Source organism: Acrocarpospora corrugata (genome assembly GCF_009687845.1).
GTDB classification, from domain to species: Bacteria; Actinomycetota; Actinomycetes; order Streptosporangiales; family Streptosporangiaceae; genus Acrocarpospora; species Acrocarpospora corrugata.
Genome location: NZ_BLAD01000042.1, coordinates 1 through 22,995 on the forward strand (window position 1 = coordinate 1; position 22,995 = coordinate 22,995).

At 70.8% G+C, this 22,995-nt stretch carries 12 protein-coding genes and 3 pseudogenes; 8 read left to right on the forward strand and 7 right to left on the reverse strand.

Annotated elements, in window-relative coordinates:
• The 5 genes and pseudogenes from Acor_RS09735 to Acor_RS44180 form a co-directional block, all read right to left on the reverse strand.
• A pseudogene (locus Acor_RS09735) lies at positions 1–601 on the reverse strand (transposase); the annotation flags it as partial.
• 57 nt (positions 602–658) lie between these two features.
• Complete coding sequence (locus Acor_RS09740; RefSeq protein ID WP_155336253.1) at positions 659–1,063, reverse strand: DUF4158 domain-containing protein; 405 nt, start codon at positions 1,061–1,063, stop codon at positions 659–661.
• Positions 1,064–1,109: 46 nt separating this feature from the next.
• Positions 1,110–1,280, reverse strand: a pseudogene (locus Acor_RS46640) (DUF4158 domain-containing protein); the annotation flags it as partial.
• Positions 1,281–1,497: 217 nt separating this feature from the next.
• A complete protein-coding gene (locus Acor_RS44175; RefSeq protein WP_246238555.1) occupies positions 1,498–1,980 on the reverse strand; it encodes a YncE family protein in 483 nt (160 codons plus the stop codon).
• A gap of 69 nt (positions 1,981–2,049) precedes the next feature.
• Positions 2,050–2,679: pseudogene (locus Acor_RS44180) on the reverse strand (SDR family NAD(P)-dependent oxidoreductase); the annotation flags it as partial.
• 75 nt (positions 2,680–2,754) lie between these two features.
• On the opposite strand from Acor_RS44180, the gene Acor_RS09760 reads away from it, so the two are divergent.
• A complete protein-coding gene (locus Acor_RS09760; protein WP_155336254.1) occupies positions 2,755–3,366 on the forward strand; it encodes a TetR/AcrR family transcriptional regulator in 612 nt (203 codons plus the stop codon).
• 499 nt (positions 3,367–3,865) lie between these two features.
• Here Acor_RS09760 and Acor_RS09765 read toward each other — a convergent pair whose 3' ends face one another.
• Positions 3,866–4,477, reverse strand: a complete 612-nt coding sequence (locus Acor_RS09765) for a dihydrofolate reductase family protein (protein ID WP_155336255.1) — start codon at positions 4,475–4,477, stop codon at positions 3,866–3,868.
• The gene (locus Acor_RS09770) at positions 4,459–5,709 is read right to left on the reverse strand and encodes an MFS transporter (RefSeq protein ID WP_155336256.1); all 1,251 of its coding nucleotides are present in this window, start codon (positions 5,707–5,709) and stop codon (positions 4,459–4,461) included. The genes Acor_RS09765 and Acor_RS09770 overlap by 19 nt, the downstream gene beginning before the upstream one ends.
• Positions 5,710–5,756: 47 nt before the next feature.
• Here Acor_RS09770 and pdxR point away from each other — a divergent pair, with 47 nt between their 5' ends.
• The 7 genes from pdxR (at position 5,757) to Acor_RS09805 (ending at position 22,994) form a co-directional block, all read left to right on the forward strand.
• Positions 5,757–7,181 (forward strand): MocR-like pyridoxine biosynthesis transcription factor PdxR, encoded by a 1,425-nt coding sequence (gene pdxR, locus Acor_RS09775; protein WP_155336257.1) that lies wholly within the window; start codon positions 5,757–5,759, stop codon positions 7,179–7,181.
• A 223-nt stretch (positions 7,182–7,404) separates the two neighbouring features.
• Positions 7,405–8,028 carry a DUF1326 domain-containing protein gene (locus Acor_RS09780; protein ID WP_170316862.1) on the forward strand — a complete coding sequence of 208 codons (624 nt, stop codon included), beginning with the start codon at positions 7,405–7,407 and terminating at the stop codon, positions 8,026–8,028.
• Positions 8,025–8,798 carry a DUF2182 domain-containing protein gene (locus Acor_RS09785; protein WP_155336259.1) on the forward strand — a complete coding sequence of 258 codons (774 nt, stop codon included), beginning with the start codon at positions 8,025–8,027 and terminating at the stop codon, positions 8,796–8,798. The genes Acor_RS09780 and Acor_RS09785 overlap by 4 nt, the downstream gene beginning before the upstream one ends.
• Positions 8,798–11,098 carry a galactose oxidase early set domain-containing protein gene (locus Acor_RS09790; RefSeq protein ID WP_155336260.1) on the forward strand — a complete coding sequence of 767 codons (2,301 nt, stop codon included), beginning with the start codon at positions 8,798–8,800 and terminating at the stop codon, positions 11,096–11,098. The genes Acor_RS09785 and Acor_RS09790 overlap by 1 nt, the downstream gene beginning before the upstream one ends.
• Positions 11,091–14,510: a DUF6603 domain-containing protein gene (locus tag Acor_RS09795; protein ID WP_155336261.1), complete on the forward strand. Its 3,420-nt coding sequence runs from the start codon at positions 11,091–11,093 to the stop codon at positions 14,508–14,510. The genes Acor_RS09790 and Acor_RS09795 overlap by 8 nt, the downstream gene beginning before the upstream one ends.
• The gene (locus tag Acor_RS09800) at positions 14,507–17,566 is read left to right on the forward strand and encodes a hypothetical protein (protein WP_155336262.1); all 3,060 of its coding nucleotides are present in this window, start codon (positions 14,507–14,509) and stop codon (positions 17,564–17,566) included. The genes Acor_RS09795 and Acor_RS09800 overlap by 4 nt, the downstream gene beginning before the upstream one ends.
• Complete coding sequence (locus Acor_RS09805) at positions 17,559–22,994, forward strand: hypothetical protein (protein ID WP_155336263.1); 5,436 nt, start codon at positions 17,559–17,561, stop codon at positions 22,992–22,994. Before Acor_RS09800 ends, Acor_RS09805 begins: the two co-directional genes overlap by 8 nt.
• Position 22,995: the final 1 nt, after the last annotated feature.

Here is a 22,995-nt window from a genome sequence, read left to right on the forward strand (position 1 = left end):
GGCCACCGTGACGTTCCAGGTCGAGCTGACCTTTGAAGGTCTGGTTGATCGATTCGATGGTCTGGCGCAGAGGTTTGAACAGCTGCGCTCCGGCCCGCTCGGGTTAGCCCCGGCGGGCCGGTCGCAAGAGGGTCAAGTCGCGCTCGGTCAGAACGTGTTCGAAGATGCGACCGTAGTACTGCCGGTCGGCGATGATCGACTGGCCCGGATGGGCCGCCACCACCTCGGGGGCGGTGTCGAGCATGGCGATCAGGGTGTGGCGTTCGTCGGCCTTGGCGCCGGTCAGCGCGAACAGCACCGGCAGCCCGCCCAGGGTGCACAGCAGGTGCAGCCGCAGCCCCCAGAAGTACCGGGAATGCGAGGCGCAGTACCCGTACTCGGCCCACCCGGCCAGATCGTTGCGCCGGGCGGTCTCCCGGGAGCGGCCGCACTCCACCGGCGTTGAATCCACCACCCACACATCATCACTCCACAGGGAGGTATCGGCGGCCAGCATCCGGATCACGGCCACCACCAGCCCCGACGCCTTTCGTAGCCGCTTGCCGTACCCCGACTGTCCAGGCAGGTAAGGGAACATCCCGCTCAGTTCGGCATGGGCATAGCCCCAGCTCGCCCATGCCCAGCCCCATGACCTCCGCGACCTGGTCCAGCGCTTTGATCATCGTCGGCCGGACCCGCGCGGGACCGGGCCCTTGCGCCAGCGCTCCAAGTCCGAGATGCGCGACCCCGTCGGCACCTCCAACAGCTGGTCCAGCCCGTAGCGCTGGCCCACCGTCAACAATCCCTCCAGCACGCCCCACAACCGCCGGGTCGTCTCATCACGCACGTTGGTGATCAACCGTGCCAGCGTGGTCACCCCCGGCAGCAGCACATCGCGTTCCCGCAGCCATCTCACCGCATCGGTGAAGATGGCCTTGGGGCCGTCCCCTGATGTCCACGACCGGGCCGCCACCCACGTCCGCAGATCCGCCTCCACGGTCCCGAACTTCTTCAGGCCGTACACCCGCTGGATCTCCCACTGATGGTCGAACCGCGTCTTGGTCCGCTCGGTGTACCTCTTCACACACGAGGGGTCGGCCGATGTCCAGCTGCTGCGCCACGAAGTCGATGACCGCGGTCGGCACGTCTAGGGGATCTTCCAGGAACGTCCCCACCCACCGAACGGTGACGAGCTGGAGGCTGAAACCGAGCTTCATGTGCGCGCCGCGGCAGCGCTCGATCAGTTTCCGGTCCTCGTCATCGAGGAAGAACACCCGCTCCAGGTCTGCCCGCGACGGCACCTCCGCATACTGGCCAAACGTGGATGTCTCATCATGGTCAAGAACTCCACCACCGGCATAGGCCGCAAAGTAGGGCCAACCAGCATGTAACAAACTGACAGTAGCCGAACCGATTACCCAATCGCTTCACCGGCCGATGCCACCCGCATCAGAGCGCTGGGTGGCGATAGCGCAGTAGGTGCTGGCTCGCTAACGCCACTGGCCGATTGGTTGCTGCTCAAGCCCCGAGAAAGCCCAGAGTTCCCGCGAACCCAAGAGTCGAGACCGGGCCGTTGGGGTGGTCTGTGAGGTTATGCACCCTTGGGTTCGCCGGAACCCAAGGCCGTCCGCGGTCAGCCGGTTCCGGAGCGACACCGGGCGGCGTCCAGGAACCCGGCGACGGCGGTCGGCCCGGCCCGGCGAGCGGCCGGGGTGCCTGAGCTGATGTACGGAGCCTCGCGGTCACCGCGCCGGTGGCGGTGTCGAGGACCGAGACGGTGTCGGAGTCGGAGTTGGCGACGTAGGCGGTGCGGCCGCTGGGGGTGAAGGCGACTCCGTAGGGGAACAGGCCGACGGGAATGGTCGCGGTCACTGTTCGGCGGCGCACGTCGATGACCGAGACGGTGTTGGAGCAGGAGTTGGCGACGTAGGCGTGATGCCAGCCGGGCGTGAAGGCGACACCGCGGGGGTTGAGACCGACGTCGATGGTGGCCAGCACCACCGGCTGGGCCGAGCCGGTGGTGCTGATGGCGGTCCCGCTGAGGAGCGCGGTGGACGCGGTGGAGGAGGCGGCCTCCGTGGTGATCGGCCGGCTCAGCTTGGCGCCGAGTGCCGCTTCGCGGGTGCCGACGACGTCGAAGAACTCGGTGTCGACCGGTCCGGGGGCGACAGCCAGGACCTTCACGCCGGTGCCGCGTAGCTCGCTCCACAGGGCGAGGCTGAAGTTCAGGACGAAAGTTTTGGATGAAGCATAGATGGCGAAGTAGGGCGCGATGGCGAAGCCGGCCGTGGATCCGATGTTCACCACCGCTCCCGAGCCGCGGGCCAGCATGGCGGGCAGGAGCGCATGGGTGAGGTCAACGAGTGCGACGACGTTGACCATGTGCTGGTCAGGCTCGCGTTCGGGCGAGATTTCGGCGAACCGGCCCGCGGTGCCGAATCCGGCGCTGTTGACCAGTAGATCGATCGCGATCCCCCGTGTGGTCAGCTCGGCCACTATCCGCGGGGTGGCATCGGGTGCGGCCAGATCGGCAGGCAGCACCGTGACGGCTACCGGGTGGGTCTCCCGGATGTCGGCAGCGATCGCGTTGAGTCAATCCACCGAGCGTGCCACCAGGACCAGGTCGTGGCCGCAGGCGGCGAGCTGGCGGGCGAACTCGGCGCCGATCCCCGACGACGCGCCTGTAACGAGGGCAGTCACGTTTCCTCCGATTCGATAAACTGCAACTATTTGTAGCAGTTAACCGCAGAATTGCCAATCGATGTAGCATGTGGTGTGGGGACGACGGGACGACGGCTTCGGGCCGATGCCGAGCGCAGCATCCGAGCGATCGTGGTCGCGGCGGAGGAGGTGTTCAGTCGCAATCCCGCCGCCACCATGGAGCAGATCGCTGAGGAGGCCGGGGTGGCGAGAACCACCATCCACCGGCGGTTCGCCAGCCGGGAGGCCCTTCTGGAGGCCATGGAAGTCACCGCCTGGCAGGAGATTGGCGACGCGATCGACGCTGCCCGGCCGTACACCGCCCCGCCACAGGTGGCCCTGCACGAGGCCACCGCCAACGTGTTGCGCATCAAGTTCGGCTGGCGATTCACCCTCACCCGGCCGGTCCCGCTGAGCGAGCAGGCCCGCACGATCCAGGCCGAGGTCATGGCCAAATGCGCCGCCGCCTTCACCCGTGCTCGCGAGTCGGGCATGCTGCCGTCGACCACCGACCTGTCCTGGACTCAGCGGGCCTACCTGGCCCTGCTCAGCGAGGCCGCCCACGGTTCCACCGGCCAACCGGAATCCAACCCGGGGAAAGACCAAGAGACCAGCGACGACCCTGACCTACTGGCCGCCCGGGTGCTTGGCACCCTGCTTCACGGCGTCACGGGCCTTCGCGACTGAACCGCTCTCCGGCGCCACCGAGTTTCGCATCGGCCGGTGTCTCGCCGATCCGTTCTCTTCGGCCTGGGTGTCGGAGCGGCCACATTGGGTTGGCGACGGGTCCAAGGCTGTTCTCGCGTGTCAGCAGTGCCCGTCGTCAAGGTGTGTTGTGTCTCGCGCTCGTTCCTCGGTGACGGGTTGCGGCCCCCTTGGCCCAGTTGCGGACCACTGCTGGGAGAGTCACGTCATGCCAGGGCGCCGAACAGGGACTGTGCCAACTACGTGCGCAGACGCCGAGGCTCGCAGAACACATCAGGGCATTGGCGCAGGTCAAGAGCGCTTTCCGATCTTGGTGGAGCTTCCCCTGCGGATCAGAAGGTTGGGGGTTCGAGTCCTCCCGGCCGCGCCCAGCTCAAAGGCCACTTCCGATCACCGGAGGTGGCCCTTTTGATCTTCGTACAGTTCAAGACGGATCAGCCGCGCTGTTCGGCGCGGCTGACGGCGGGCTTGGGCCAGTCGGCTATCTCGCGACGTGGAATCGCAGGTGCGTCACGTACGGTGACTCGATCAACCTATTTCGTTCCAGCTCGATGTGATCGGTGCCCAGGCGGTCGAACAGCCGGGTGCCGGAGCCGAGCAGCACGGGCACCAGTTGAATCTGAATCTCGTCCACGAGTCCGGCCCTCACGAACTGTTGTGCGGTGTTTGCCCCACCCATGATGAGGACGTTCTTGCCGCGCGCCGCCGCTTGGGCCTGCCGGAGCGCGCTCTCGATGCCGTCAGTGACGAAGGTGAACGCTGCGCTTTTCATGACCAACTGTTCGCGGGCTTGATGGGTGAGCACGAAGCAGGGCACGGGGAACGGGGTGTCCCCCCACAGTTCCACGCCCACGTCAAACGTGCGTCTGCCTACCACAACGGCTCCGGTCGAGGCGAGAAGCTCCTGCGCGACCTGGGCGTCCACTCCATTCGGTGATGTGCCGCCGGCGGGTACAGCCCGATCCGAACTGCTGTTGAACAGCCACTCGTGGAGCCGCTCGCCGCCTTCGCCCATGGGGTGCTCGACGGTCACATCGGGTCCGGCGCTGAAGCCGTCCACTGACACACTCATGTTCAGCACGACGTTTTCCATAAGGTTCTCCTTTCGCTCGTTCCTTGCGGTATGTCGACCCTCCACGCAGCCCTGTAGTCGCGCCACGCGGGGGCCAGCGCGGTGAACAGCACGACGGCGGTGACTGCGAATCCCACGGGGTAGCCCATCGGCACGGTCAGGAGGCCGAACACGACTGCCCCGGCACCCATCCCGCCGTCGTAGGCGAGGTTCCACAGCGCGCTTACCCGACCGCAGTCGGACTCGGAGGCGCGCTCGAACATCAGTGCCAGCGTCACGTTCTGGGCCAGGCCGAATCCGAGCCCGAACAGCCCCATGCCTGCCATCACCGCGACCGGGCTGCCCACCCAGACGAGCACGGCCGTACCAACGGCGGCCGCGAGAACTGCGGGGACGAGTAAGTGGACAGCGCCATGACGGTCGCCGTACCAGCCCGCGCCCCAGCGTCCGAGCGGAGCAGCGCAGGACTGTACGAGCAGAGCCCCCGCCGCCACCTGATGCGATTCGGCCGGTACGGCCATGGGGAGGAAGGTCAGCAGAGCGCCGGCCGCCAGTGTCACGGTGGCGAAGATGACCGTCGGTCTGGCGAGCCCACGGATGCGAAGGGCACCGAGAACGCTGCCGTGCTCGATCCGAGCCGACCGGGCCGGCAGGCCAGGTACGGCGGCCAGCGTGAGCAACGACAGCGCCGCCCCGGTGATGAACACCGGCCCGTACCCGACGTTCCCGACCAGCCACAGACCCAACGGCAGGCACGCGATGGCCGGGATCCCGACGGCTGCGCCGTACAAACCCAGCCCCTCGCCGCGGCGATCGGTCGGCACGAGCTCGGCGACGAGGGCCGCGCCGGCCACGACGACAATGCCGAGGCCTGCGCCACGTACCAAGCAGACGCCCAGCACCAACGGCAGTGAGGAGGATGCCAAAAGTGCCAACGCAGGCGCCCCGAGCAGAAGCAGGCCCGCGGCCATCACGAGGCGGTAGCCGTACCTGTGCAGCAGGCCCGGCACTGCGAACTCCATCAGCACGGTCCCGAGCATCAGCGCGCCGGTGGACAGGCCCGCGCCCACGCCGCCCACCCCGGCCGTGGCCAGATACAGGGGGACGACCGGCATCAGCAGATAGAAGCTCCCGGGAGAACACACCGACATGATCAGCAACAGAACCATCGGACGGGTCAGAAGCGGTTCCCGATTCACGACATCCCCGCCCGCCGAAGCTTCCCTACCGGCGGCGACCTCCTGGTGATCCATAAGCCGACCGTAGGACGGGATGCGGTTCAGCAGTAAGGTCCAGTTTCATGCCGATTGACTGGACCGGTTCGGGGCCACAACTCCTGTTGCAGGTCGACCGAAACCGACCTGAACCGCTGCGCGACCAACTCGAACGCGCATTGCGGGAGGCCATCCGCGCCGGTCGGCTCGCTGCCGGAGAGCGACTCCCCTCATCCCGCGCCCTGTCGCGCGATCTCGGCATCTCTCGCGGCCTGGTGACCGAGTGCTACGCCCAACTGCAGGCAGAGGGCTATCTGGTCAGCCGTGGCGGCTCGGCCACCCGGGTTGCCGCCACCGCGCGTCCGTACCCGGCCGCGCTGCCGCCACCCACAGCCATCGAGCCCGCCAGAATCGACTTCCGACCCGGCGTACCCGACCTGTCGAGCTTCCCGCGCGAGTACTGGAGCGGCGCTCTTCGCCGTGCCTGCCGCGATGCGCCCAGCGAGCTGCTCGGCTGCCTCGACCCGCACGGCGATCCGACACTGCGCGACGTGCTCGCCGCCTATCTACGGCGAGTCCGCGGCGCCGGCACCGACCCCGGCCACATCGTCATCTGCGCGGGCTACGCACAAGGGCTCCAGCTCGTTCTGCGGTCCCTGGCTGGCCAGGGCGTACGCGTCGTGGCCTTCGAGGACCCCGGCGACCCCGAGCACCGCGCCATCGCCGCGATGCTGGGCCTCGACGTCATCGCCGTCCCGGTCGACGAGCGCGGCATCGACACCGACGCACTCGCTGCCACCGACGCACGCGCCGTCGTGCTCACACCCGCCCACCAATCGCCCACCGGCGTCGTGCTCGCCCCTGACAGGCGACAAGCCCTGATCAACTGGGCCACGACCCGGACCTCGACGATCGTCGAGGACGACTACGACGCCGAGTTCCGCTACGACCGCGAACCCGTCGGCGCGCTACAGGGCCTCGCCCCAGACCGGGTCGCGCTCCTCGGCTCCGTCAGCAAGTCACTCGCGCCGGCCCTGCGACTCGGCTGGATTCTCAGCCCTCCTCACCTGACTCCCGCTGTCGCCCGCTACAAGCAACTCGCCGACCGCGGCTCACCGGTCCTCGACCAACTCGCGCTCGCCGACCTGCTGAAGTCCGGCCGCTACGACCGCCACCTGCGCCACATGCGGCAGCGCTACGCCGCCCGCCGCGCCGCCCTCCTCGAAGCGATCCAACGACACGCACCCAGCATCGAACTGCGCGGGCTGGCCGCCGGGTTCCACACCGTCGCCCAGCTACCACCCGACGCCGACGAACGTGCCATCGTCGCGGCCGCCCGCCGCCGGTCCGTCGGACTGTACGGAATGAGCACCTACCGCATGGACCAGCACCCATGGCCCCCGCAGCTCGTCCTCGGATTCGGCAACCTGACCACAGCCGCCATCTCCGACGGCATCGAGACCGTTGCCGACTTGCTGGAGCCACGCCGAGTGAGCCGGCGACCCGCCTGAGACCTCGATGCGCGGACTGGCGTCGACCTGGCCAGTAGCGGACAGACACCTTGACCGCGGCGGCGGAGCCACGGACATTGACATCTCGCGGGCAGGGGGTTCACGTGGGATGTGACGGGGAAGCGCGGGCGAGAATCCCGTGCCTGAATCCTGAAATCGCCGGCTTATGGCTGGCTGCGGCGTATGGTGCGTGGCGGCTCCGCCCATACCAGGGGGAGCGCTCATGAGCTTGCCCGCCTACCGGCTCGACGGCTTCTTCTTCGAGCTCTGCGACTGCTACACGATCTGTCCGTGCTGGATCGGCGGGGCGCCTGACGACGGCCGATGCACAGGGGCGTTCTGCTGGTCGGTCGAGAACGGCACAATCGGCGACGTCGACGTGTCGGGCCGGTCTGTGGTCAGCGTCTCGTTCCACACCGGGCACCGCGACGACGGCGGGCAGGAGGTCACGCTCTTCGTCGGCGACGGCGCCGACGAGGCGCAGTTCGGCGCGCTCGTGACCACGTTCACCGGTGGCTACGGCGGGCCGCTCGGCGAGCTCGGGCGGCTGATGGGCGTGCTGCGCGAGGCGCGCCTCGCGCCGATCAGTCTGACCACCCAGGACGATCACCTGTCGGTCACCGTCGGGCGGATGGTCAGCGGCGCCGGGTCGGTCCTGCGCGGCGGCGACGGCGCGGTCACCGAGCTCCGCAGCGGGCGGCTGAGCGAGGTGCTCGGCCCGCGCGCGGAAGTGGGCAACACCTCGGCCTTCCGCATCGATCTGGGCGGGCAGTCCGCCTCGGTGCAGGTGAGCGGGCGGGCGGCGATGCGCGGCCCGTTCCGGTACGAGAGCGAGGGCGAACCGTGACCGGCCCGGTGACGAATTCGCGCACCGCGGTCACCATGGTCACCACGGTCGCGATCATCACGCTCGCGGTAGCCGGGACGGCCGGTCTGCTGGCGTGGCAGCTCTCTCCCGCGCGGTCGCTGCTCGCCCACGACCTCGCCGCAGGCTGGACCGGGGTCGGCTGGTTCACCGCCAGCTGGCTGCTGATGACGGTCGCGACGATGTCGCCCACCTCGCTGCCCCTGCTCCGGGCGTTCACCCGGATGCTCGGCGACCGGCGCGACGCCGGCCGGCTGGTCGCCACCGTGGTCGCCGCCTACCTGGCCACCTGGACGGCCGCCGGGCTGGCGCTCGCCGCGCTCGACGCACTCGTGCACGCGCTCGTCCACGGCACCTCCTTCGCGTGGGCCGTGCTGCCCCTCTCCCTGCTGCTCGCCGGCGGCTACCAGCTCTCCGGTACGGCCGCGCGGTGCCTGACCGCGTGCCGTACACCGTTCGGGATTCTCGCCCGGCGCTGGTCAGGGCGGCGTCCGGGTGCGGAGGCGGCCCTGATCGGCCTGGACCATGGGCTGTTCTGCCTGGGCTGCTGTGCGGGGCTGATGGTGGTGATGTTCGCGGTGGGGATGGCGAACCCGGTGTTGATGATCGCGCTTGGCGGCGTGGCGGCGCTGCACAAGCACGCGCCGTGGGGTGCCTTGCTGGCCCGGGTCACGGGCGTCGTGCTGATCGTCGCGGCGGTCGCGGCCGGCGCGGCGCACCTCGTCGGCGGCGTGGGACTGGGAGGTCACTGATGCCGAAGGACACCGACGGCCACTGGCTGCCGCCGCTGCCGGTGCCGCACCAGTCGGGCCAACTGCGCGACAAGCGTGGGCAGAACCCGGTTCTCGACGAGCGCGGCCTCTTCATCATCCACGCGGTGCTCATGCATACCGGAAAGGTGCTCTGGTTCTGCGGGCACGCGGAGACCCTCGACTACCCGCTCGAAGCGTACGTGTTCGATCCCCACCTTCCGGCCGGACCGGCGGTCCGCAAGCCGTTCCCCAACGGCGCGGATCTGTTCTGCTGCTTCTGCGTGCAGCTCCGCGACGGCAAGATCCTGGTCGTCGGCGGCTCGCAACTCGACCACGTCGAACCCGGGACGACGTACGACCCGCGCACCGACTACCGGGGTAGCAGCGGATCTTCCACGATCCTCATCTTCGACCCGAGCAAGGGGAAGATGGGAGGAGAGTGGGAGAAGCCGGGGCGCAAGCTGCTCCAGGGCCGTTGGTATCCGACGGCGGTGGTGCTCGGCGACGGCAGCGTGATCGTCGTCTCGGGCCGGCGCGAGCTGGCGGACTTCAGGAATCCGCCGAACGGGTGGCCGACGTCCAAGCTGGTCGAGTGGGTCACCAACCGCGGCATCGCCCAGGTCGTCGAACATCTCAAGCCGCCGGACTACCTGCCGCAGCCGGTGACCGGCGCCAACCGCATGATTCCCATCTACCCGGGCATTCACCTCGCCCCCGACGACCGGCTCTACACCACCCACACCAACTGGGGCCAGGAGATCGACGAGCCGCCGACTCTCTCGCTGACCATCCGGCCGACGGGCGCCGCCGTCACCGGGACCTGGACCGAGTACGTGCGCCCGACCGCCAGGGCCAGGCAGCCCCAGCGGGAGGAGGGCATGAGCGTGATGTTGCCGGTGGTGCTCGATCCGGCGACCAAGAAGCGCGACCCGAACTCGGTCGGCAAGTTCCTCGTGGTGGGTGGCGGATTCGCGGTCGACTCCACCGGCGTGTCGCTGGTGCGCCGTCCGGTCGCCACCCCGGCGCCGCCGTGGACGATCACTACGCCACAGGGGCTCGGGACGCTGGCCTACCACGAGCAGAAGATCGCCGTCCGGGAACCGGTCGAGATTCTCGACACCAGCCTCGCCGGGGCGCCGCGGTGGACTGCCGTGCCCGGGCTGCGCCGTCCGCCGCGGATCAACGGTCACTGCGTGCTGCTGCCGGACGCCACCGTGCTCATTCTCGGCGGCCACGACGCGTACAAATGGAATGCCAAGGTGAACAGCCCGGACGCCAACCTGAGACACGTGCCTCTCACCACCCCGACGCTGGAGGTGGAGATCTACACGCCCGGCGGAGGGTTCCACCTCGGGGCGCCGATGCGCCACCCGCGGATGTACCACTCCATCGCGATGCTGCTCGCCGACGGCTCCGTGATCGTCGCGGGTGGCGCCGATCCCAACGAGCACGAACCTTCGCTCGTCTATCCGCGCACCTTCAACGGGCGCACCTACTTGGGCACGTCGCGCCTGCTGGCCGCGGCACCCGCCGGTGCCACCGTTCTCGGCCTCGACATCAGCCCGTCGGTCTATGCTCGGGCTTTCCCCACGATGCCGCCCCAGACGGCAGTGGTCATCGATCCCGGCCCCAGCGAGATCAGGGCCGCCCTGGTCTCGCAGCACATGGCACCGCCACCGGCGCCGGTCAGTTCGGAGTTCTTCTTCCTCCGAATCGCCACCCCGCTTCCCCGCGCCATTCCCAACGGGACCCGCGTCGACTTCGAGCCGGCGCCCATCGGCCTCCCGGTCCCCCGGGTCAACGAGTGGGTGTCGGCCACGGGGGTGAGCGAGCCCTTCGCCTTCTCGACGCCGCTCAACCGCAAGGACTACGAGATCTACCTGCCGCCGTACTTCTACAAGTCCGGCACCCGGCCGGTGCTCCCGCCGCTGAAACCCGGCGCTGTCCAGGTCAAGTACGGGGAGACGTTCACGGTCCTGACGCCCGACGCGGCCCGGATCACCCGGGTGGCGATCATGCGTCCGGCCGCGGTGACCCATCACACCGACACCGAGCAGCGTTTCATCGAGCTGCCGTTCACCGCCAACGGCGCCACCTCCCTGTCGGTCACGATGGTGCCCACCACCGACAGCTCACTGGTGACACCCGGCTACTACATGTTGTGGATCCTCGCCGGGGCGCTGCCCTGCTTGGAGGCCCGCTTCATCCAGATCATCGGCTGGCCCGCATTGCGCTCACCGTCGGTGCCGGTCGAAGTGACACCGCCGGCCCCGCTGGCCCCGGGAGGCATCCATGGCTGAGCCCGGCACGCTGGAACGCCTGGCGCTGATGCTCGGCTCGGCCCTCGGCGGCCTCGGCGACGAGTTCGCCGAGGACCCGCTTGCTGTGCTCACCGATCTCGGCCTGTGGATCCCGCCCGGCCTGGTGTCGCCGGCGTTGCGCAGCGCCATCGGATCCTGCGCGGCGTCCGCGCAGGAGCTTCCCGGCCTGGTCGTCGAACTGGCCGAGGCCATCGAGGCCGACGCGGGCGCTGTGGAGCTGGCCGCGAAGGCGGGACCGCTGGTCGTCGAACTGGCCGGGGTGATCGGCGCCTTCGACCCGATCGCCCACGAGGTCGGCGCCCTCGACCTCGACGTGCCCGCCGGCGCCCTGCAGCAGTTCGTCGGCGAGCTGCCCAGACGGCTGCTGGATCGGGTCGTCTCCCGCCACCTGATCGACAACCAGCGGATCCTCTCCGGTGTGCTGACCGGGCTCGGCGTGCTGGGCACGACGGTGGTCAACGCCGGGTCCACCGATCCGGCGCTGCCGGAGACGACAGTGCGATTCGTCGATTTCGCCAGGATCGGCGAGTTCTTCTCCTCACCCGAGACGGCCTTCGGCTCGCTGTTCGGCTGGGGCACGCCGCAGTTCGACGGCCCTGCGCTCATCGATCTGCTCTACGAGCTGCTCACCTTCCTCGGCCTGCCGGTGGCCTGGGGCGTCGACCCCGGCCCGCCCGAGCGTCCTTTCATTGAGTTCTTCCTGGCGGCCCTGATCCCCACCGGCCCCTCGGTCACGCCCCCCGGCCTCGACATGATCGCCAAAACGGGCCTGGCCGACGGGATCGATCTGGTGGTGCCCGTCGGCGGCGGCTTCGCGATCGGCCTCAGCGCCGCCGGGGGAGTCGAAGCCTCGACCGGCATCCGGATCCAGCCGCCGGCCGACGTCTCGGTGATCCCGCCGCAGGGCACGGTACAGGGGACGCTCGCGGCCGGACTCGACAAGGTGCCGGGGCCCGACCGGGACAAGGTGGTCCTGCTGGGCGTGGCCGGTGGTACGGAGCTCAGCGCGAAGCGGATCAGGATCCGCCTGACCACCTCCTTCGCGTGGGACGTCGCCGCCGGACGGGCCGCGGGCGATTTCGGCCTTGAGGGGGCCGTGGAGGGTGGCCGGCTGGTCATCTCGCTCGCGGGCGCCGACGGGTTCGTCTCCGGCGTCATGTCGGGCTTCGCCCTGGCGGCCGACTTCGACCTCGGCTTCGGCTGGCGGGCCGGCTCGGGGGTGTTCTTCACCGGCAGCGGCGGGCTCGACGTACAGATCCCGACGCACGTCCAGCTCGGTCCGATCGAGATCGACAGCCTCACGGTCCGGGCCGGCATCGAACCCGCCGGGTTCCCGATCGGGCTGATGGCCACGATCAAGGCCGCCCTCGGACCGCTCCGGGCCGTCGTGGAGAACATCGGGGCCGAGGCCCTCCTCGGCCTGCCAGCAGACGGCGACGGCAACCTGGGCCCGTTCGACCTCGAATTCCGGTTCAAGCCGCCCACCGGCGTCGGCCTCTCGCTCGACGTCGGCGTCGTCAAGGGCGGCGGCTACCTGTCCGTCGACGCCGCGCGGGGCGAGTACGCGGGCGCCCTGGAGTTCGTCATCGCCGACTTCCTGGCGGTGTCGGCGGTCGGCCTGATCACCACCCGCAACCCGGACGGTTCCCCCGGGTTCTCCCTGCTGATCGTCATCACCGCCGAGTTCCCCGGCGGTGTCCAGCTCGGCTTCGGCTTCGTCCTGCTCGGCGTCGGCGGTCTCCTCGGCATCGACAGGACGATGAACCTGCGGGCGCTGATGGAGGGCGTCCGTACGGGCGCGGTGGAGCGGGTGATGTTCCCCCGCGACGTCGTGGCCAACGCGCCGCGCATCCTCAGCGACCTGCGCGCCTTCTTCCCGGCCAAGCGCGACACGTTCCTGGTCGGACCGATGGTCAAGATCGGCTGGGGCACTCCGGCGTTGATCACGGCCTCCGTCGGGGTGATCATCGAGATCCCGGGCAACATCGCCATTGTCGGCGTGCTGAAGGTCACCCTGCCCACTCCCGACGAGCCGCTGATCCGGCTTCAGGTCAACTTCGCCGGCGCGATCGAGTTCGACCGCAAGCGGCTGTACTTCTTCGCCTCGCTGTTCGACTCCCGGATCCTGTTCCTGACCATCACGGGGGAGATGGGCCTGCTGGTGGCCTGGGGCGATGAGCCCGACTTCGTGGTCAGCGTCGGCGGCTTCCACCCCTCCTTCGAGCCGCCCCCGTTGCCGTTCCCGGTCCCGCGGCGGATCATGGTCAGCATCCTGGACGAGGACTGGGGCCGGATCCGGATCACCAACTACTTCGCCGTCACCAGCAACACGGCGCAGTTCGGCGCGGCAGCGGAGCTGTACTTCAAGTTCAGCGCGATCAGCATCCAGGGGCACATCGGCTTCGACGCGCTGTTCCGGTTCTCGCCGTTCTACTTCATCGTCGAGATCTCCGCGTCGGTGTCGCTGAAGGTCTTCGGCGTCGGCGTGTTCGGCATCCACCTGCAGTTCGAGCTGGAAGGGACCTCGCCGTGGCGGGCCCGCGGCCAGGGCTCCATCTCGTTCTTCTTCTTCGACGTGTCCGCCGACTTCGACGAGACCTGGGGCGAGGCGAAGCACACCGAGCTGGATCCGGTGAACGTGCTGCCGCTGCTCAAGGCCGAGCTGGAGAAACCCGAGTCGTGGCGGGCGCTCTCACCGGGCACCCACCTGTTCGTGTCACTGCGCGACCTGCCCGACTCGGGGCCGGGGGCCCTGGTGCTGCACCCGGCAGGCGCCCTTGAGGTACGGCAACGCGCCGTGCCACTGGACATCGGCATCGCCAAGGTCGGCGGCAACCGGGCGGGCGACGCGACCCGCTTCACTCTCTCGGTCCAGGGCACCGCGTTGCGCAGGAGCGCCGACGTCACCGAACCGTTCGCCATGGCCCAGTTCCTGGAGCTGGACGACGCGGAGAGACTCTCCCGTCCGTCGTTCGAGCGCCAGCACGCGGGGATCGAGCTGGTACCGACCGGTGCGGGCGCCCAGTCCGCGCGGATGGTCCAGCGGGCCGTGCGTTTCGAGGAGGTCGTCATCGACGACCAGTTCCGCCGCAGGCAGCGCCGCTTCCGGCCCATCGCCGGCGGGCTGTTCGGCCATCTCGTCGCGGGCGCGAGCATCACCGCCGCACCGGTCTCCGCCGCCGCCGCCCGGCAGCTCGACCCGCACCAGGACGGCGTCGCGATCGCCGGCGCCGGATTCGTGGTCGCCTCCACGGTCGACAACCGCCCCACGACACTGGTTTTCGGCAGCGAGTCGGCCGCGCGGGAGTGGCTGAACGGCCGGATCGCCGACAACCCCAACCAGGCCGGCATGATCCACGTCATTCCCGCGTACGAGGCGGCCATCATATGACCGATATCGGCACCTACTCGTTCCTGCCGTGGCTGCGGCGGGGAGTCGCCAATCTGATGTCCGCCGCGCCCGGCGGCACGACCCGGGCGCGCATCGGCGTCGACCTGAAGCTCACCGGCCAGGCGGTGGGCGGCGGCACGAGGTCCGCGCCGATCCACCGCGACGTCGAGCTGTACGGCCCCGGCGACGTGGCCGGCCTGGACGCCCGCTCGATCGTCCGCACCGAGCCGCGCGCCGGAATCACCAACTTTGAGCCGAACTACCTGCCGTTCGTCGAGTTCTACGACGAGGACCTGCCGTGGCGCTACACCCCGGCGCCGCCGGACGGGTCCAAGCGCCTGGCGCCCTGGCTGGCCCTGGTCGTGCTGGCCGGCGGCGAGTTCGTCGACGGCGCCGCGGGCGGGAAGCCCACGCCGTTCGTGCTCGTCGAGGATCCCGGCGTGTTCCCCGCCGCCGGCGAGCTGTGGGCATGGGCGCACGTGCACGTCAACGGGGGCCTGGGCACGGCCGGCACCGTGGTGTCCGACAACATGGCCCAGGTGCTGCCGCGGTTCGACGCGGTCGTCGGGGCCAATCCGGACCACGGGCTGTCCCGGCTGCTCTGCCCGCGGCGTCTCAGCCCCGACACCGCCTACCATGCCTTCGTCATGCCCGTCTTCGAGAGCGGCCGGCTGGCCGGGCTCGGTCTCGACCCGGGTGCGACGCCGTCGGCCACGCATTCGGCCTGGGGCGGCTACCCCGGCCGGGACGAGCCGGCGCACTACTGCTACTACCATCGCTGGAGTTTCCGTACCGGCGTGGTCGGCGACTTCGAGTATCTGGTCCGCCTGCTCAAGCCCCGCCGGATGGACCCGCGCGTCGGCCGGCGCGACATGGACGCCCGCGCGCCGCTGCCGGGTCTGCCCGGCATCGATGTTCCCGGGCTCGGCGGCGTGCTGCGCCTCGGCGGGGCGTTGCGGATCCCCGAGATCAACCTCGACCAGGCGGCGCGGGAGGAGGCCGAGCGGTACGAGCACTGGGACGTCCCGTTCCCGCACCCCTTCCAGACGGCCCTGGCCGACTTCATCGAACTGAGCGACGACTACGCGAGCGGCGACGCGGCGGACCCCGACCCGGTGGTCACCCCACCCCTGTACGGCCGCTGGCACGCCCGGACCAGCCGCCTGCTGGAGGCGACGGAGCCGCAGCTGCACGCCAACTGGGTGCACGAGCTCAACCTCGACCCCCGCTTCCGGGCCGCCGCCGGGTTCGGCACGACGATCGTGCAGGAGAACCAGGAGACGTACCTGGCCGCCGCCTGGCAGCAGGTCGGCGCGGTGCTGGAGGCCAACAGGCGGATCCGCCTCGGGCAGCTCACCCGGGAGGTGGCGGGCAGCCTGCACCGCCGCCATCTCGTCGCGCAGGCGGCCGCCGACTCCGGCCGGGTGCTGGCGATCACCGCTCCGGTGCATCCCCGCATCGTCCACAGCGGGGTCACGGTGGCCCGCGGCCTCCTGGTGAGCCGGGTCGCCAGGGGCCCGCTGACCTCGGCGATGCGCCGGATCAGCCGCCCGGGTTCGACCGTGGTGCGGGCGCTGACCCGCCAGGGCGACCCGCCCCGCCGCCTGCTGGCCGCCATCGCCGACGAGCGGGCCACCGCGGCCCGGCCGAAGGCGGCGCCGCCGGGCGTGCCCACCTCCGAGACGCTCGTGCAGCGCCTCGACCAGCACCGCGACCAGGTCTCCGTCCAGCTCGCCCGCGATGACCGCAAGCCCGAACTGGTCGCCCTGCTGCCGCGCTCCGACCAGTTCACGCTCTGGGAACCCGGCAAGGAGTCCCCCCGTCTGGAGCAGACGCCGCACGACAGCCCGACCGGCGTCCGAATCAAGGACGGCGTCGAGGGCAACGCCGAAGTGATCCGCGCCTCGACGGAGGCCGGTGCAGAGCCGGTACGGCCCGGCGTCGACGTGGACGGCCTAGCCGAGGCCGCGCTGGACCTTCTCGACCCCGAGGTGACCGTGCCCCGCCGGGTGCTGTCCGGGGTGGACATCCCGCCCAGGCTCCAACCCGCCGCGTTCCGCGAGGTCATGGCTTACCCGGAGATCGACCTGCCGATGTACAGGCCGCTCGCGGAGAAGTCGTCGGAGCTGTTTCTGCCCAACCTCACCCTCATCCCGCCCGACAGCATCACCATGCTGGAGACCGACCAGCGCTTCATCGAGGCGTACCTGGTCGGTCTCAACCATGAGATGGCCCGCGAGCTGCTCTGGCGCGAGTACCCCACCGACCAGCGGGGCAGCTACTTCCGGCAGTTCTGGGACCCCGCGCACCAGCTCCCGGTCCCCGGCGAGACCGACGCCCAGCGCCGGGAGCGGGTGCGTGACATCCCGCCGCTCCACCAGTGGACGCTCGCCTCGCCGCTGGGCGCCCACGACCAGCACGACCAGGGCGAGGACCCCGGGGAGGACGAGGTGGTCCTGGTGATCAGGGGTGAGCTGCTCAAGCGCTACCCCACGGCGGTGATCTACGCCCAGCGGGCGAAGTGGCGGCGCACCGAGGAGGGCACCATCGATCCCAGCGCCGAACGGGAGCTCGACGACCTCACCCCGGCCGAGCAGCAGAATCCGCCGCCGGGCAAGCTGCGCATGCCGCTGTTCGGCGCCAAGGTCGACCCGGACATCGCCTTTCTCGGCTTCGACCTCACCGTCGAAGAGGCCCTCGGCCAGGACCCCTCGGTGCCCGACGCCGACCCCGGCTGGTTCTTCGTGCTGCGCGAGCGGCCGGGGGAACCCCGCTTCGGCCTCGACATCGCCCGTACGGGCAACCTCAACGTCTGGAACGACCTCGCTTGGGACGACATCGCGCCGGGGTCGCCGTTCATCCCGGTCGGCCCGGCCGCGCCGGTCCATCACCTGACCGAGCCGACCGGTGCTGACACGGAGAAACACGACCAGTGGGCCGAGGACCGCTTCCTGCACTGGGGCGCGGACCTCAACTCCTCCGAGGTGGCCTACATCCTCTACCAGGCGCCGGTCCTGGTGGCCGTACACGCGGGGGAGTTGCTCGGCGATGTCTGACGTCCGCTCGGCGCACCGGCGCGTGCGCGAACACGCCGCGGAGGCCGCCGGCCTGCGCGCCGACATCGCCGCGGCCGACGCCCGGCTGACCCGCCTGCGGCGCGCCCGCGACGCCGCCGCCCGGCGGGCAGACCCGAGGCTGATCCGGCCGCCGCGCCCGCTGGCCGATCTCGGCGACGATCTCGCCGCCGCCGAGCTCGCGCTGGCCCAGCTGCGGGAGAAGCTCCGGCAGGCGGAGCGCCGGCTGGCCGAGGAGCTCCGTGGCCTGGCCGGACTGTCCGATCCCCGCGACGACATCGCCCACCTTGACGGCGGGACGCCGCTGCTGCTGATGCCGCTGCGGATCGAGACCCGCTTCATCGGCGCCGAACTGTGGGTGCGGATCTATCCGGACCAGTGGGCGGTCGACGGGTTCGAAGAGCGGCTCAGCGACACCGAAGTGGTCAACGCCACCCGGTTCTGGGCCTCGTACTTCCGGGCCGGGGGCGACGAGGGCATGCGTCGCGCCGCGTGGCGGACCCTGGTGACCTCGGGCGGCAGCGGCCGCGCGGGCTGGATCGTGGGCCGGTTCGCCCCGCTGAACCTGTCAGAAGAGCCGGTACGGACCTCGCCCGACGAGGTGATCCTGGTCGTCGCCGGCGACCTGACCCTGACCTCGCAGGAGCGCGGCGCCGCCAGGGCGTACTGGGAGAAGGTGTGGCGCGCGAACGGCGACCCCGACGGCGTCTTCGCGGCCGAACTGCGCGGGGAGGTGGGCGACGCCCGGGCCAAGGTCCTGCTCGGCGCGCCGCCGCACGCGTTCGACGAGCGGCCCGGGGACGTGGACCCGGAGCAGGTGAACGTCACGATCGGCTTCTGCGAGCTGCCGTCGCTCACCGACGACGACACCAAGCCGTCCGCCTGGACGCAGGCGGCGCGGGCCGGCCTGCTGCCGGACCAGATCATGCTGATCGGCCGCGAGTCCGGGCGCACGGTTCTGGAGTTCGCCGGCAAGCCGATCCCGCCGACGCTGGCGGTCGGCCCCGATCCGGCGGCCGGGCCAGGCGACCAGTTCCGGATCGAGAACGGCGAGCTGGTGGTGCCCGACGACCTGCGCTGGATGGTCGACTTCGACGCGGCGGTCGAGGTGGGCATGGCGATGCGGGTGCCGTTGGGGCCGGGCCTGGACAGAGGGTTCGACCGGCTCTTCGCGGTCGGTATCCGGGCGGGCGCGACCCCCGGCGAAGACCAGGCGGACCTGGAGGAACTGCTCACGCATCATCATCGCGCCCGATCCGGGATGTCGATCCTGGCGCAGGGCACGCCGACCAACAACACCGAGGGAGTGCCGTCCGGGTTCAGCCGGCTCGACGACCCCGAGCTCAGCTTTCACCGCTACCTCGGGACCGGGTCGCCGCTGGTGGATGAGCCCCGCTGGGCGGTCAAACAGGACGGCCAGTGGCTGGCCGAGTGCCTCGGCGTCGCCCCGGAGGTGTTCGGCGCGGTCGCCGGGGCCACCGACGCCGACCAGGCCGAGGCGTTCGCGATGAACACCGCGCTGTGGCCGGCCACCTGGGGCTACTTCCTTGAGTCGATGATGCATCCCCTGCTCGGCGACGACGAAGTGCAGCGCACCAGGAACTTCTTCCTCGGCTACGTCAGCGGCCGGGGGCGGGTGCCGGCGCTGCGCCTGGGACGCCAGCCGTACGGCATCGTGCCCGCCACCGCGTACGCGCGGCTGAAGTTCGGCACCGGCGGCCCCGGTGACCCGGCGGACCCGGGTGACCTGCCGATGCTGAACGTGCTCGGGGAGCTGCTCGCCGTGGTCACCGCCGACCTGGCCAAGCTCACCGACGCGGTGCCGCACGCGTACGCCGCCTCCGGCGATCCGCACCAGACGCTACTGGACATCGTGGCGCTGCACCCGGCCTCGGTCGAGTTCCATCAGCGTTACGCCGAGTCGATCAATGACCTGTTCAACCGGTTCCGCTTCGACAACCTCGGCCAGGACTTTTTCAACACCTGGACCGCGCTCGGCCACCTCGTCACCGGCCGCCGGTTGCTGGCCAGTCTGGGGTACCGCGGCAACGCCACCCCGGACGTTCTCGGCAAGCTCCTCCACACCGCGCAACACCGGCTGAAGGGGCCGATCGTCGACGACCGCCCGTTGTCGGAGGAGGCGGCGGTCCGCCCCTACTGCGACGACGGGCGTAACTACCTGCAGTGGCTGGCCGACGCGGCCCGGTCGTCGCTGGAGGAGGTGCGTCAGGAGATCGGCTTCACCGGCGACCGCGAACCGAACGCCCTGCTCTACATTCTGCTCCGGCACGCCGTACTGCTGTCCTGGTGGGACGCGGCGGTCCGGCTCCGGCTGGAATTCGGGCTGATCACCCCAGCCGAGCTGCTGGCGGCCCGGCGGGAACCGCCGTTCGTGCACGTGGCCGCCGGCCAGACCACGGAGAGCCGCTGGAACGCCCTGTACGGCGCCGCGCCGGCCATCACCGGCGACCCCTTCCGCGCCCTGCACGAGATCATCCCCGAGCTGCTCGACAAACCGGCCGCCGACCACCTCCGCGAGCTCGTCGCCGCGATCAAGGCGCTGGCGGGCCTGCCGACCGCACGGCTGGAACGGCTCCTGGCCGAGCACCTCGACTGCGCCAGCCACCGGGTGGACGCCTGGCGGCTCGGCCTGGTGACCCGCCGCCTGCTCGACATGCGCGGCCTGGCCCCCGGTGACGGCCTCGGCGGCGCGAGCCCGCAGCCGCGGCGCGGCATCCACGTCGGCGCCTACGGGTGGCTGCACGACGTACGCCCGGAATCCCGGGAGCTCGAACCGGTGGAGCTGCCCGACGAGCTCAAGCCCGCGTTCGAGAACGGGCCCGCGCCGGTGCGGGACAGCGCCAACGGCGGCTTCGTCCACGCGCCGTCGCTGAACCACGCCGCGACGGCGGCGATCCTGCGCAGCGGCTTCCTGGGCAACGCCACCCCCGACCACCCTGACACGATGGCGCTCAATCTCAGCTCAGGGCGCATGCGGCTGGCCACGTCGGTGCTCCAGGGCCTGCGCGAGGGGCAGCCGCTGGGCGCCCTGCTCGGCTACCGGTTCGAACGCGGACTGCACGACCGGCACGGGCTGGCGGAGGTGGACGCGTTCATTCACCCGCTGCGGCTGGCGTTCCCGCTGGCCGGAGACAGGGACGGCCGGATGTGCGTCGACGGCCTGGAGCTGATCCGGCACGTACGCGAGGCGGGCGCGCCGTCCTACCCGTTCGGGCGCACCGACCTTCCGGCCGCCTCGGCGGCGCAGCGGCAGGCCATCGACCTGGAGGTGGAACGCCTGCTGGACGTGCACGACGCGATCGGCGACCTGATACTGGCCGAGAGCGTGCACCAGGCGGTGCTCGGCAACGCCGACCGGACGGCGTCCTCGCTCGACTCCGTCGGGCGTGGCGGGTTCCCGCCCGAGCCCGCGATTCTGGAGACCCCCGGGCGGACTCACACGCTGACCCACCGGGTGGCGGTCCATCTGCGGGCCGGGCTGGACCATCGCGCCTCCCCGGTGAGCGGGATCGCGATGACGCCAAGGGCGATGGCGGAGCCGGGGGTCAACGAGCTGGCAGCGGCGATGCTGCCGCCGCCCGCCGACGTGGTGGTCCGGGTCCGCTGGAACGACCAGAATATGCTCGTCAGCCAGGCGGACCTGGGTCTCCAGCCGATTGACCTGCTCTACCTGGTCCGGCTGGAGTCACAGGCCGCGCTCGGCGAGCTGGACGAGCGGATCCTCCGGCACGTGGCCGTCACGGCGGGGCTTCGGCCCGACGCGGCGCCGGTCGTGCACCTCACCGAGCGGGTGCCGGGGAAGACGACGTTCTTCGAGATCGCGCCGCTGGTCGGTCAGCTGCGCGCGATGGCGACCACCAGCCGACCCCTGCGGGCCACCGACATGCTCCGCGCCGGTGAGGCGCGGGCCACCGCGGACGCGCTCGTGCACGCCGACCGGGACCGCGTCGCGGCCGTGGCCACCGAGCTGGACGGTCATCTCAGCGAGCTGGCGACCCTCCGTACCAGGCTCGACGCGGTGGAGGGCCCGGAGGCTCTCGACCTCCTGGTCGGCCAGGCCGGTGCGGTACTGGTCGAATCCGGCAGATTCGGCCTGCCGAGCGGAGGGGCGGGCCGGCTGGCCGCGACCAGAGCCGTCCTCTTCGGCGATCTCCTGCAAGCCGTGGCGGCCCTGACCGGACGCTGGCGGGCCCGGCTGGACCGCGCCGACGCCGCGCTCGCCTATGACAGCGCGCTGCCGTCCACGGCCACCGACCCCGAGCGCGTCGCCGTGCTGCTCCGGGCCGACCGCGAGCTCCACGCCACGCCGACCAGGCCGGTGCCGACCGACGCCGAGGCGTTCCGCGCGGCGATCGAGACGGCGCGGTCGTCCTTCGCCGCCAGGCTCGCCGGATTCGAGGCGGTGGCAGAAGCGGCGACCGGTGTCGCCGACGCGCTGAGCCGGGTTGCCGTGCTGCTGCCGGTGGACGCCTTCGACGCCGAGCCGTTTCCTGTCGGCGGATTCACGGAACGGGCGATCGCGCTCTGCGGGGACGCGTCGCAGGCGCTCGGCTTCATGATCGCGGAGGTGCAGGCCAGGAGTGACGCCGCGGCCGGCCACCTCGCCGCGCATGACTCCGCCACGGCCGGCCGGCCGAAGGCCGAGGCGCTGACGGCGGCGGTGACCGCGCTGCTCGGCCCGGACGCGGTGTTCGTGCCGGAGTTCGACCTCCCCGAGGAACTGGCCGGTGAATGGGAGGCGGCGCTGCAGTGGAGCCGCTCGGGCGGGCTGCTGGCCGGGCTGGCGTCCCGGCCCTTCCCGGTCGACGACTGGCTGCACGGCGCCGCCCGCGTGCGCGGCCCCATGCGTGCCTGGGAGGAGACGACCCTGCTGGCGGGCGCGTTCGGCCGGCCCGAGCCGGAGCTGACGCCGGTTCAGTTCCCGCACGCCGCCGAACCCTGGCTGGCGCTCGAATGGCCCCCCGGCACCGACGTGGCCGGCGATCGCCTGCTCTACACCGCCCACTACCCGGCCGCGTTCGACCGGAAGGCGCCGCAAGCCGGGCTGCTGCTGGACGAATGGGTCGAGGTCGTGCCCGACGACATGGCGACCACCGGCATCGTGTTCCATCACGACAGCCCGGACTCCGAGCCGCCGCAGGCGATGCTGCTCGTCGTGCCGCCCGACGCGAGCTCGGGCTGGCGCTGGGACGACCTCGTCGACGCCCTGGACGACACCTTCGACCTGGCGCGCCAGCGGGCCCTGGAACCGGAGGCCATCGCCCAGACCGCGTACGCCTCCTTCCTGCCGGCCACCCTCACCGAGGCGACGGTACGCGGCCTGGGCATCTCCGCCAACCTCGCCGTCAACAACGGCCTGTACGGGATCATGCGAGCCGACCATGCCTAAT